At 44.0% G+C, this 12,845-nt stretch carries 8 protein-coding genes; 4 read left to right on the forward strand and 4 right to left on the reverse strand.

Going from position 1 to position 12,845, the window contains the following annotated elements:
• Positions 1 to 118 precede the first annotated feature (118 nt).
• Positions 119 to 3,463 (forward strand): EAL domain-containing protein, encoded by a 3,345-nt coding sequence (locus P2A85_RS03980; protein WP_377477683.1) that lies wholly within the window; start codon positions 119 to 121, stop codon positions 3,461 to 3,463.
• 211 nt (positions 3,464 to 3,674) lie between these two features.
• On the opposite strand, the gene P2A85_RS03985 is transcribed toward P2A85_RS03980, so the two are convergent.
• Entirely contained in the window at positions 3,675 to 4,517 is an 843-nt protein-coding gene (locus tag P2A85_RS03985) for a DUF4231 domain-containing protein (RefSeq protein WP_377477685.1), read from the reverse strand.
• Between the two features lie 493 nt (positions 4,518 to 5,010).
• On the opposite strand from P2A85_RS03985, the gene glgP reads away from it, so the two are divergent.
• Positions 5,011 to 7,569 (forward strand): alpha-glucan family phosphorylase, encoded by a 2,559-nt coding sequence (gene glgP / locus P2A85_RS03990; RefSeq protein WP_377481293.1) that lies wholly within the window; start codon positions 5,011 to 5,013, stop codon positions 7,567 to 7,569.
• A 161-nt stretch (positions 7,570 to 7,730) separates the two neighbouring features.
• Here glgP and P2A85_RS03995 read toward each other — a convergent pair whose 3' ends face one another.
• Together P2A85_RS03995 and P2A85_RS04000 are read right to left on the reverse strand one after the other, a co-directional pair.
• Positions 7,731 to 8,489, reverse strand: a complete 759-nt coding sequence (locus P2A85_RS03995) for a DUF429 domain-containing protein (RefSeq protein ID WP_377477687.1) — start codon at positions 8,487 to 8,489, stop codon at positions 7,731 to 7,733.
• A gap of 105 nt (positions 8,490 to 8,594) precedes the next feature.
• Positions 8,595 to 9,548 carry a methyltransferase domain-containing protein gene (locus P2A85_RS04000; RefSeq protein ID WP_377477689.1) on the reverse strand — a complete coding sequence of 318 codons (954 nt, stop codon included), beginning with the start codon at positions 9,546 to 9,548 and terminating at the stop codon, positions 8,595 to 8,597.
• Between the two features lie 165 nt (positions 9,549 to 9,713).
• Between P2A85_RS04000 and P2A85_RS04005 the strand changes: the two genes are divergently transcribed.
• Positions 9,714 to 11,048: a TrkH family potassium uptake protein gene (locus P2A85_RS04005; RefSeq protein WP_377477691.1), complete on the forward strand. Its 1,335-nt coding sequence runs from the start codon at positions 9,714 to 9,716 to the stop codon at positions 11,046 to 11,048.
• Positions 11,049 to 11,207: 159 nt separating this feature from the next.
• On the forward strand, positions 11,208 to 11,903 hold the full coding sequence (locus P2A85_RS04010) for a potassium channel family protein (RefSeq protein ID WP_377481296.1): 696 nt from the start codon (positions 11,208 to 11,210) through the stop codon (positions 11,901 to 11,903).
• Between the two features lie 117 nt (positions 11,904 to 12,020).
• On the opposite strand, the gene P2A85_RS04015 is transcribed toward P2A85_RS04010, so the two are convergent.
• On the reverse strand, positions 12,021 to 12,263 hold the full coding sequence (locus P2A85_RS04015) for a hypothetical protein (protein WP_377477693.1): 243 nt from the start codon (positions 12,261 to 12,263) through the stop codon (positions 12,021 to 12,023).
• Positions 12,264 to 12,845: the final 582 nt, after the last annotated feature.

Below are 12,845 nucleotides of genomic sequence, written 5' to 3' on the forward strand. Positions count from 1 at the left end.
TACTGGCATAAATAAATTTAGAGCAGGCTTTCAGGGTTTGATTTACATAGGGAATATTGTAGTTAACTTTTTCATTGTTTATATATAAAAATTCATTTAAAATCAGGAAGTGGAGCAAATGAAAATTAATGGCAACTTACTTTTAGGATATTTAACTGGTGCTATATTCTGTATTATTTCCTCTATTAATTTGAAATACCTTCCAGAAGTTTCAGGCAATAAATACGGTATTTTTGCTGTAAAAATCAGTCAGCTATTTATTCAAAATTATGGCAATTCGCGAGGGGATTGGCGAGCTAGTGCTGCTGACAAAGTTCATTTATTTAATAAATCCGATGTCATTAAGGTGAATAATTCCTCTACAGATTTTTTTATAGATACGGAGGCCCATAAAAATCAAGCAGATAATTCTAGTTTAAATCAGGTGGCATATTATCTGGCTTTTATGTCAGTATTAGTTTCTTTAATGATGAGAACGAATAAGGCGAGTATGTTATTAAATGCGATCGGTAAATTTAATTTAAATGGAAAACAAATTTATACTAACTCAGCCAAAAATGTAAATTCAGAAGCGAAAAACAACGAGCCGAATATCGGGCATACTATCGCGAACATGACTCAAGATTTGCAACAAACTGCCGAGTACGCTTTGGATATTTTTGAGGATATTAGTGTATCCATAGTTGCCACTACGCCCACGGGAAATATTTTATCGTTGAATTATGCTACCTGCCAACTCTTAGGATACTCGAAAAAAGAGTTAATCGGGAAACCAATAGCAACCATTTTTAAGAAAACACAATTACCCCTTGCTGGGCGAGAAACTGAAAATTTAACAGCAGGAGATTCTGTCCGCAACGTCGAGAAAATTTATTTATCGAAACATGAAAAAAAAATAATTGTACTCCTGTCTATTTCAATTATTCGCGATGGAAAAGGCGAGGTAAGTGGCAAATTATATGTAGCCCAAGATATTACGGAAAACAAGCGGGTAGAAAGAGATTTGCGTCGCAGTGAAAAAAAGTTTCGACAACTGGTAGAAACTGTGAATGCTGCTGCATTTATCTATCAAGGCAGACAATTGCGCTATGTCAATTCTCAAACGGAAGCTATTACGGGATATAGTCGCGAAGAATTGTTATCAATGGATTTGTATGATTTAATTCATCCTGAGTTTCGTTCCGTAGTTAAAAAGTGGGGAAAAGTTAGCGAACATCGCAAAAAAGGTAATTTAAAACATGAAATTTTACTGATTTCAAAAAGCGGAGAGGAACGTTGGATAGAAGCAACATTAGATCTGATTAAGTTTGAGCGAAAAGGTTCTATATTAGTCACTGCTTTTGATATTAGCGATCGCAAATTATCTGATTTAGAACTAGAAAGATCTCTTTCCTTACTGCAAGCAACCATTGAATCCACTGCTGATGGCATTCTTGCCGTTGACAGCCAAGGAAACATTGTCACCTTTAATAGCAAGTTTGCCCAAATGTGGCAAGTGCCGGATTTTCTGCTCGATTCTCGCTCTAATAATCAAGTTTTAGGGTTCGGAATCAATCAATTAAAATATCCCGAAACTTTTCTAAAACGCTCTCAAGAATTGTCCGATGTACCGGAGTTAGAAAGTTATGATATCATCGAATTTAAAGATGGTAGAATATTTGAGCGCTACTCTCTACCACAGCGCACGGGAGGAAAAATTAGTGGCAGAGTCTTCAGTTTTCGGGATGTCACGGAACGGCTGCGCGCTGAAGAAGCACTGCGTAAAAGTGAAGAACGGTTTAACCTGTTGACGCGGGCGACAAATGATGCTGTTTGGGACTTAGATTTGGTGAATGAAGACTTATGGTGGAGCGAAGAATTTAATAAATTATTTGGTCACAAGGTTTATAATAATCAGAGTATTAAGTTGGGATTTTGGTCAGAAAAAATTCATCCAGAAGAACGGGAAAAAGTGATAGAAAATTTCAACAAAACCCTAGCAGGCGATGCTCAATATTGGTTAGAAGAATACAGCTTTCGCTGTGCGGATGGTAGATATGTTTTTGTGCTGGATCGGGCCTATATAATTCGTAATGAAAGTGGCAAAGCGGTGCGGGCGATCGGCACTATGATGGATATCACTGAACGCAAACAAGCTGAAGAAATTATTCGCTATCAAGCTGTTTACGATCAACTCACTGGTTTGCCTAACCGTATACTTTTTAACCAGCGACTTTCCGCGTCATTAAAACAGATTAAAACTAGCAAAAAAATATTAGCTGTGATGTTTTTAGACTTAGACAGGTTTAAGAAGATCAATGATACCCTAGGTCACGCAGCGGGCGATCGACTGTTGGAAATTTTTGCCGCACGCATCAACGACACTTTGGGAGGAAATGATACGGTGGCCCGCTGGGGTGGCGACGAATTTACTGTGCTACTACCAGACATCAATTCGCCGGAAGATGCAGTCAAAACTGCTCAAAGAATACAAGAGAGTTTAAAGCCAGTATTTAAACTAGAAGAACAGTCACTGCACATCACTAGCAGCATCGGGATTGCCCTCTATCCCGATGATGGAGAGGATGCGGAAACTTTAGTGAAAAATGCAGATGCTGCTTTGTACCGGGCGAAAGAAAGGGGAAGAAATAACTATCAATTTTATAACTCAACAATTAATCCCCAAGGCAGTCAGTTGCTGATTTTAGAAAGTAAGCTGCATGAGGCTCCCGAACAAGGAGAATTTGAGGTTTACTATCAGCCAAGAGTGAATATTACTACTTGGAAGATACAGGGCATGGAAGCGTTGCTGCGCTGGTATCATCCAGAATTAGGTTTGATTTATCCCAATACGTTTATTCCGTTGGCAGAAGAGAATGGACTAATTGTATCGATTGGGGAATGGGTTCTGGAAACTGCTTGCAAACAAAACAAAGCTTGGCAGGATGCTTTACAGCCAGACTTACGGATAGCAGTTAACTTTTCGGCGAGGCAATTCCAGCAATTCAATTTATTAAAAATGGTGTCGGATTGCTTGGAAAAAACTGGTCTAGAACCGAAGTATTTAGAGTTGGAAATTACCGAAAGTACCGCCATGCAAGATATGGACTATACGAAAAAAGTGCTGACGCAGTTGCAGAATATGGGAGTGCAGATTGCGCTGGATGATTTCGGAACGGGTTATTGTTCTTTAACTTATCTCAAAAAATTTCCACTTAATATATTGAAAATAGACAAATCTTTTGTCAGCGGGCTGACCAATGACCTGTCGGAAAGGGCGATCGCCAATGCTGTAGCCACTCTGGGGCGAGACTTGAATTTGAATGTGGTGGCAGAAGGGGTGGAAACTAAACAGCAGTTGGAATGTTTGCGATCGCTCCATTGTCAAGAAATTCAAGGTTACTACTTTAGCCCTCCGCTATCAGCCAATGATGCTACTAAAATTTTGATCGATTCTCTGTTGAAAAAGGCAAAAATTGCTTGAGAAGGAGGGGTGAGGGCGTTCGGGCTAAGTGAGAGCCTCTGCATCTTTGGTAGAACCGATTGTGCAGCAATTACTTGTCTTGTCTTTCTATTAGACATCTCCAATAATTCCTGTGGGGAGTAGGGGTTAGGCATCCTACCTCCCTTTGACAGCCTTTTTTGGAGACGTCTATTATACGATCGATCTGCGTAACAGCTTATTGTCAGCTTCGTTAACTCTGCCCCTGCTTTGACTCAGTAGATTGATCGGGCTCTGTATTCTGCTCCTTTGATCGTGTCTCATCTGGTTTTTGGATTTGCTTGAGATGAATTTCATTCACCTGATTGATAAAGTTTTCTATTGCCATTTTTGCCATTTGTTGAGATTCGGCTGCGTCGGCTACATCAGAGCAACAATAAGCCGGAGTCACTCCCAATATAAATTTCTCCTGTTCCGCTTCTAACAATTCCACAGTCGTGTTAGCAGAAATCCAATTCTCCTGAAAAGGAAAGGAGGTAACTATACTGGCGACTATTGAGGCGACAGCGGGACAAATTACGGGCAGCCACTTGAGCAAAGTTTGACCTGGTTCCAATTTGTCTACCAATACTAAAATTGGTGTGACTCCCGATAAAATAACGGTTGCCAATTGGAAAGTATAATAAATATTTCTCGAAGTCTCTCTAGTCTTTTTATAGTCGTCAATCAACTCCTGGCAATATCGTAAAGCCTTTACTCTCACGGGAGTTGTCAGATTGTATTCTGAAGAATTATTCGGGTTCAACAGATAACTATATAATTCAGCTTTTCTTCCGAGTTCTAACTGATTAGTAAGATTCCTAGAGTTCTGAGCCAATTGTCTATTGGTCAGAAACATAAAAATAAAGCTAGAGAGAAAAACAGCTCCCCAGATAACGACAAGTTGATTGTCTGGAAAAACTCTGGTAAGGATGCATACACCAGCAAAAGCAGCTAGGGATAAATACTCAATAATTTTCAGGAAAGATAACATTTGTGGATTTGATGAGACTGTATTGGAAATCTCGGTCTGGTTTTTCTGTGCAGAAGTAGTCATAAAAAAGCTCGGTAAGTGGGCAACTCAGAGTCTTTAGACCTGAGAGGGAAACTATAAGGGGGACTAAAGTCCCCGTCAATCCCCTTTCGGGGTTGGAGAGGTATGGTTGCCTCTCCTGTGAGGTATGGTTGCCTCAATCTCCCTTTCGGGGTAATGCGGTGCACGCTCGCGTAGTCGAATGTGTTCGCTTCGACCTGGTTATAAAGGCTTGTTAAGCTTGCAATTTCTTACAAGCGAGCGTGGCGTTGACTCAGGGAGTTCCTGACTGCCTTGTAGTTAATTTGGCGATCGGATACAAGTTTAGCTGATTGGTGTTCCTACCTCAACCGCCAGATTGACACTCCGGGCGCGTGAATGCGCGGGGATTCTTGGTTCAACCAGTCGGCTTGCCCGTTGATGTCAGCGAGTTAAAAATTAAAATAGTGTGCAGAATAACGGACTTGTGCCAAAAGACAGAGGAAAATATCGCTACCCAACAATAGAAAATTTGTCTATGCAGCCGATTCGTACATTTAACGTTTCCCCTTCCCTACCCACAATTCTCGAACCCCTACGCAAGCTTGCCTACAACTTGCACTGGGACTGGAACGTAGAAACCAAAGACTTATTCCGCCGCCTAGATAGAGACCTCTGGGACTCCAGCAACCAAAACCCAGTGCTGATGCTAGGGACCATTTCTCAAGAGCGACTGGAAGAAATGGCAGAAGACAAGGGCTTCATTGCCCAAATGAACCGAGCAGCCCAGCAGTTAGAAGATTATCTCAAAAATCGCGCCTGGTACCGCAAACAGCGGGGCACAGACCTGCAAGAATGCTACGCTTACTTTTCGATGGAATTTGGCTTGGTCAAAGCCCTGCCCATTTATTCCGGGGGTTTGGGCGTCCTGGCTGGAGACCACCTGAAATCTGCGAGCGATTTGGGATTGCCCCTCGTCGGCGTGGGCTTGCTTTACCAAGAAGGCTATTTTTCGCAGTATCTCAATGCCGACGGTTGGCAACAAGAACGTTATCCGCTCAACGATTTTTACAATATGCCGCTCCATCTGGAACGGAATCCCGACGGTTCAGAATTGCGGATTGAGGTAGACTATCCGGGCCGCAAGGTTTACGCGCGGATTTGGCGGGTGCAAGTGGGTACGGTGCCTCTGTACCTGATGGATACGAATATTGAACCGAACAGTCGCTACGATCAAGATATTACCGACCAACTTTACGGCGGTGATAAAACCCTGCGGATGCACCAAGAAATCATGCTGGGTATTGGTGGTGTGAAAATGCTCAAGGCTTTGGGGCTGACTGTCACTGCTTATCACATGAATGAAGGCCACGCGGCTTTCATGGCTTTGGAACGGATACGCATACTCATGGAGGAACATCACCTGAGTTTCACAGAAGCCGAACAGGTGGTGATATCTAGTAGTATGTTTACGACTCACACCCCAGTCCCTGCGGGGTTTGACTTGTTCGAGCCGAGTATGGTAATGCACTATCTCGGTCAATATCCCAAGATTTTTGGGTTGTCCCAAGAGGATTTTCTGGCCCTGGGCCGGGAAAATACGGGGGATGCTTCGGCACCTCTGAATATGGCAATTCTCGCTATCAAAATGTCGAGTTTTGTCAATGGGGTGGCGGCTTTGCACGGTGTGGTGTCGCGGCCGATGTTTGGCGGACTTTGGCCGGGTTTGCCACAGGAAGAAGTGCCGATTACTTCGATTACCAACGGGGTTCACGCTCGCAGTTGTGTGGCTAAGTCTACTCAGGAGTTGTACGATCGCTACCTTGGCCCGGATTGGGAAATGACTCGTAAGGACGATCGCCTGTGGGATAAGATGGCTTCGATTCCTGATGAGGAATTGTGGCGGAATCACGAACGCTGTCGATCGGAATTAGTGGTGTTCGCGAGGGAGTGGCTACAAAAGACTTTGCGGGAACGGGGCGCTGCTCCAGGCGAGATCGAACACGCACGGGAGGCTCTGAATCCGAAGGTGTTGACCATCGGGTTTGCTCGTCGTTTTGCTACTTACAAACGAGCTACGCTATTCTTGCGTGATGTCGATCGCATTATGCGGATTATGCGAGATCAAAACCGCCCGGTGCAATTTGTGATTGCTGGGAAGGCTCACCCGATGGATATTCCGGGTAAGGAATTGATTCGGGATATTGTTCACTTCATCCGCGAACACGACACGATGAGTTCGATGGTGTTTTTGCCGAATTATGACATTAATGTCGCTCGGATGATGGTGTCGGGCTGCGATGTCTGGCTGAATACGCCGCGCCGCCCCCGTGAGGCTTCTGGTACTTCCGGGATGAAGGCTTCGATGAATGGTTTGCCGAATCTGAGTATTCTTGATGGCTGGTGGGATGAGGCTGATTATGTTCGGACCGGTTGGCCGATCGGACATGGGGAGTTTTACGAAGATACTAAGTATCAGGATGATGTCGAAGCTAATGCTTTGTACGAGTTGATGGAGAAGGAAGTTGTACCGCTGTTTTATAACCGGGATTCTGATGGAATTCCGCGCGGTTGGACAGAGAAGATGAAGGATTCTATTCGTTTGAATTGTCCTTTCTTCAATACGGCTCGGATGGTGAAGGATTACGCACGGCGGGCTTATTTCCCTGTGAGCGATCGATTCTACACGATGACTAAGGATAATTGCGCTCCGGCTAAGGAGTTGTCTCACTGGAAGCAGAATTTGCTGCAAAAGTGGCACGACATTAAGATTGAGGCTGTTGATATTTCCCAAGATCAGGAAGTTAAGGTCAATCAGTCGATCGATGTTAAAGCTCGGATCAATCTGATGGGGTTGACGCCGGCTGACGTGCAAGTGGAACTGTATCAAGGTTCGATCGATGTTAACGGAGAAATTGTTGGTGGTGTGCCGATGGTGATGGAGTATTTGGGACAAGATGGTCACAATGCTAGTCTTTATACGGCGGACATTACCTATACTTCTAGCGGCTTGCAAGGTTTGTCCCTCCGGGTTTTGCCGAAGCACGAAAATCTCAGCAGCCCCTATGAACCTGGTGTGATTCTCTGGGCACATTAGAAGAAGTCATTAGTCAGTGGTCATTAGTCATTAGTCGGGAGTCGGGAGAATAAAGGAAGATTTTCGTAATTCTCCCACTCTCCCATTCTCCCTCTCTCCCATTCTCCCTCTCTCCCACTCTCCCCCTCTCCCACTCTCCCACTCTCCCTCTCCCTGTCTCCTTATCCAAGTTGGGGAATGACGATGTAGCCGGTGGTGCGATCGCCCAAGACCAAATTCCGCTCTATTCCCCAGTACCACCAGTGAGCGCCTATATAAGCGCACAGCAAGGCATCTATCTGGTCTTCTAAGGCTTTGAGGGTGGCAATACTGGTGGGAATTTCTAAGGGAATTAAACCCCCAAGACTCCCAGGCAAAATGCCTGTGCTAGAAGGCAGATTTAGAGAGGGTTCAAGGTTTGGTAAAATATCTCTAATATACTGGCAGAGTTTCATCAATTCTAGTTGACGTTCTGCCAGTTTTCCTTTTTTATATTTAATGATTCTGTCTAATTTAAATAAGTTTATTGTGGCTGGATGAGGATAAACTTCTATTTGATATCTACCTAACTTTTGAGCTTCAATAGTTGGGGCGTGAGCAAATTCTCTGGCTTCTAAACTGATGCCTAATTCTACAGTTTTTTGGGCGAAGGGGCGGGAAAGGTTGGCTGGATAACACCCTGCGTGGTAGCGCCCGAAATGTTTGTGGGTGAGTTTATCTGCTTCTCGCATTCCAGTGGCATTGGCGATGATTGTAGGGGCGTCTACGGCGATGATTGCGGGTTCTGTTGGGGAGATTTGGGTTTCGATCCAGGTGAGAATGTCATTGAGGGATTGTTGGCGATCGCACTCGATTAATTCCAATCCATTGTGTTCCCAATGTAAACAGCATAAACCACTTGCTCCCGAACTCCAACCTAAGTCTATGCCGATAAATTTCATAAGTTTTTTAGGAGGCTTGAATACAAGCCTTGAGTTTCAGGTTAGTTTAAGGGAGATATTACTCCCCGTCCACTTCCTGATTCCTGCTTCCCTGTGCTTCCAGAGTTATTTGACAGCACAAATCAACCCGAAACGAATCAATCCGCTTTCATAGCCACGACTCATCAACGAGAGCGCCAGAGCCGCTTGAATCGTCGTCCAACCGCTAGTCAACAAACCCCAAATCGCACTAGGAGTAAAAGCAGAATCGATCACTATATCCCAAAAAGGAGCCACAGCTTTTGACCAGTCAGCAGTGCGAATATTTCTCAAAGGCAAACTGCGGGTAATTTCTTCATATTCCGGCAAAGAAATTACATAAGGTAAAGCATAAACCCGGTAAATTTCTGCCAATTCCCTTCTTTCTGCATCTGTTAATTCTCCGGCAGTTTCTCCCACTGGACGATGACACCATGTCGCCAAAATCAAAGTTCCCCCCGGCTTGAGGACGCGGTAACATTCCTGCAAAAATTTAATTTTATCTGGCATATGTTCGCCACTTTCTAGGGACCACACCAAATCGAAGGAGTTGTCAGGAAAAGGCGTATTTAAAGCATCGGCCACCAAAAAATTGACATTGTTTTCGAGCCCAGCCATTTTGGCCCGTTCCTTGGCTCTGTTTGCTTGTACTGGACTCAGAGTAATGCCGGTAGCTGTAATCCTAGTTTCCGTTTTACTTTGTCCAGGCGATCGACTAAGATTGCGATCGACCTCATCATCTAACCTAAAATTATTTCCAGCTACAGAACTAAACTTTTCGGTCAAATACAGCGTACTGCCACCGATGCCACAGCCGACATCTAGAATGTTGTAAGGTTCAGAGAGTTGGGTCTCTGATGGTGTTCCTGCCCAGTCAAGCAGTTCTTCAATCAAATCTATCTGAGCTTGTCGGCGTTCTTTCTTTAAGTTTCCATCCGGGCCGTAGTAACCGTGGTGCATATGTTCGCCCCACACCTGTTCCCACAGACCGCTGGAAGCGTCATAAAATTGCTGAATTTGCTGGTAAAGTGTTGATGTCATCGCACGATCGCAAGTTATTAAAGAAATTCTACCGTTCTTTTGCCATTCTTGTCATCTTTTGCGATTTAAGTTCCAGGGGTAGATGTGATTCGATAGCCGGAACTCAAGGCCGAATGTTTGAAATTTCAACCCACGTTCAATCTCAAATCTAAAATCTCAAATCGAATGACTGTCTCGCGAACTATTTGCTTGGGTTTTATAGCCGTCATTACCCTAGGTGCTCTGTTATTATTGATGCCTTTTTCCACAAGTGAGGGAACTTGGAGCGACCCCATCACGGCACTATTTACTTCTACTTCTGCTGTCTGCGTCACGGGCTTGTCAGTGGTAGATGTGGGGAAATATTACTCTTTTTGGGGGCAATTATTCCTGGTTTTTTTAGTGCAAATAGGTGGTTTAGGCTATATGACAGCCACTACTTTCTTACTGCTCTTACTCGGTCGCCGATTTGGATTGAAAGACAAAATTGCTATCCAACAATCCCTTGACAAATCAGGTCTAGATGGTGTAGTGCAACTGGTACAGTCAATTTTAGCAACAACCCTGTTGTTTGAACTAACAGGTGTGTTTTTGCTGATGTTGGTTTTTGTACCGCAATTTGGATTTAAGGATGGTCTGTGGTCGGCTATTTTCCACAGCGTTAATGCCTTTAACAATGCGGGTTTTAGCCTCTATTCAGACAATTTAATCGGCTATAGTGGTTCGCCTCTAATCAACCTTACCATTGGTGGTTTGATTATTTTTGGAGGCATTGGCTATCAGGTAATTATGGAAATGTTCCTGTGGGTGCGCGCTTGGTTCAATAAAAGTCCGATTTGCACAGTTTTTTCCCTAAATTTTAAAGTCGTTACCAGCACAACTGCTGTACTTATATTTTTAGGAACTGTCGCATTTTTGGTCATGGAATACCAGAATCCTCAAACTCTCGGTCCTCTCAATTTGGGTCAAAAAGTTATGGCTGCTTGGTTTCAATCTGTGACTCCTCGCACGGCGGGATTTAATACAATTGACATTGGCAAAATGAGCGAAACAGCACTATTTTTGACCATCGCCCTGATGTTTGTTGGCGCTAGTCCCGGCAGTACCGGTGGCGGTATCAAAACCACAACTTTTAGGATCTTGTTTAGCTGTACCGCAGCAGTTCTGGAAGGGAAGGAGCAGGTGGAGTGTTATCAGCGCCAAATCCCTATACCACTGATTCTCAAGACTATTAGTGTGGTGTTTGGCTCCCTGATGGTGGTGATAGTATCTGCAACTTTAGTTGAGCTGGTTAATCCCGAACTAGAATTTATTCAGGTGCTATTTGAGGCAGTGTCAGCTTTTGCGACGGTGGGACTTTCTACGGGAATTACTGCGAAGATTTCGGCGATCGGCAAGTTAATTCTGATTGCTACTATGTACATAGGTAGGGTTGGCGTGCTGCTGCTGATGAGTGCTGCCGTCGGCGATCCTAAACCCACCACTGTTAAATATCCCGAAGAAAGTTTGTTAGTGGGATAGTAAAATATTGGCTTGTTGCCGATCGTCTAAACAATGGGTAACAGCTCAAATCAAGTTTCAACACAGACCAAAAATTCAACATTTAGGCTTGGCTCTGTTACCGTGTCGGCCGCCTCTGTTAATTTGTTAAAAGTAGGAGAATTAGCTCTGAATATGAACGTGAACCTGTCATCTTTAAACTTTTTTCGCAGTTTGCGCGCTGAAAACAAGCAGTTTGCAGTTATTGGTTTGGGACGCTTTGGGAATGCTGTGTGTTCGACTTTGCACAGTTTAGGCTATGAAGTCTTGGGGGTTGATAGCGATGAAAAAAAAGTCACTCAAGCTTTGAGCGATCGCATTGCTGCTCATATTGTACAGTTAGATTCTACCGAGCCTACGGCTCTTAAGGAAGCAGGTCTATTTGAATTTGATACAGTGATTGTGGCGATCGGCAATTACTTAGCAGCAAGTATTACCACCACCCTAAATCTTAAGGAAGGCGGGGTAACTCATGTCATAGCTAAAGCTTCTTCGGAAACTCACTTAAAAATTCTCAAAAAAGTTGGGGCAGATCATGTGGTTTTTCCCGAACGAGAAATGGGCTACTCTTTGGCACGCACTCTTACCAAACCCAGTATTTTAGAGCGCTTTGACCTCGATCCCGATCACAGTATAGTTGAGTTGCTCGTTCCTGAAAAATTTGATGGCAAAACCATCGCGGAGTTGGAACTCCGTCGCAAATACGGTTTGAATTTGCTTGCAGTGGGGCGAAATGAGAAATTTGAAATTAATCCGCAGCCCAATGAGCGTTTGAAACAGGGTGAGGCGATGGTGGTAATTGGTTCTAATAAAGATATCAATCGCTTGCCAATTTAACAGCTCGCTCTGGGGACAATCTAGAGTTAACCTACTTCTAACTGAGGCTGGCTATCTGTTCACCGCGATCGCTGGTAGTCCAGCTTGGTTCAGTGATTAATGGATAGCCACTTTGTTTCACTGCCGGCTCTGAAAATTCAACATATTTTGCACGTAAGCTTTGCCCCAAAGTAGCACGACTAGCACCAGACCGAGTTCGATCTGCCAAGGACACACCGCCATAAACCAGATTAAACAACCCATGCCAATGATGGCCGCTATAGGAGCGGGAATGCCGTCGAGGGTTCTTCTGTCAGTCCCTGTAGTAATTACCGCAGCCACTAAAAACAGAGTTAAGGGAATCAAGCAAGTTACGAGCATAATTTTTTACCCATCAAAAGTTTTGTATGCGATCGACATCACCATATTTTGACACTTCAGTGGCGTGAATGCACGCGACTTGTACGCAAAGCTGTGTAACCTTACACAAAACTCTCATAAATCCATTGTTTAACAATATCTTGTTGTTAAAGATTATAGGCTCAGCGATGGAGTGCAAACTTGGTGCTTTTAATATTGCCCCTGAATTAACTAAAAAACATTGGCCAAAAGGCCAAATTTTAGATCGATCGCGCGATCGGAGTCCTTACAAGCTATACTGAGCGTTGCCGTCATTTACTGTAGAGCGTGAATCCGTGGGCTGGGAAATTTTGTGGGCAAAGCAGAAGCAAATATAGGAAGCTGATACATGAGGTACGATCGCCTCTGCCTCATGACTCCTGCTATCGGTCGAATAGTAGACAGTAGCGGACAACTACTACTAACCCTGTAGAGATAGCCAGTCTCAGTTGATTAAATAACTAATCTACCCGTGGTCATAACACCCTAAAATATTTTCGCGTTTTAGGTTCTGTCGCCCAATTTTAAAAATCCCGATCGTGTCCCCCCTCAATACGTGACCAA

Source organism: Microcoleus anatoxicus (assembly GCF_042465725.1).
Lineage (GTDB): Bacteria > Cyanobacteriota > Cyanobacteriia > Cyanobacteriales > Microcoleaceae > Microcoleus > Microcoleus anatoxicus.

Excerpts from the sequence above, each read along its gene's own strand:
- P2A85_RS03985 (WP_377477685.1), bottom strand. The coding sequence starts at position 4,517 with ATGACTACTTCTGCACAGAAAAACCAGACCGAGATTTCCAATACAGTC.
- P2A85_RS03980 (WP_377477683.1), top strand. The coding sequence starts at position 119 with ATGAAAATTAATGGCAACTTACTTTTAGGATATTTAACTGGTGCTATA.
- P2A85_RS04005 (WP_377477691.1), top strand. The coding sequence starts at position 9,714 with ATGACTGTCTCGCGAACTATTTGCTTGGGTTTTATAGCCGTCATTACC.
- P2A85_RS04000 (WP_377477689.1), bottom strand. The coding sequence starts at position 9,548 with ATGACATCAACACTTTACCAGCAAATTCAGCAATTTTATGACGCTTCC.
- glgP (WP_377481293.1), top strand. The coding sequence starts at position 5,011 with ATGCAGCCGATTCGTACATTTAACGTTTCCCCTTCCCTACCCACAATT.
- P2A85_RS04015 (WP_377477693.1), bottom strand. The coding sequence starts at position 12,263 with ATGCTCGTAACTTGCTTGATTCCCTTAACTCTGTTTTTAGTGGCTGCG.
- P2A85_RS03995 (WP_377477687.1), bottom strand. The coding sequence starts at position 8,489 with ATGAAATTTATCGGCATAGACTTAGGTTGGAGTTCGGGAGCAAGTGGT.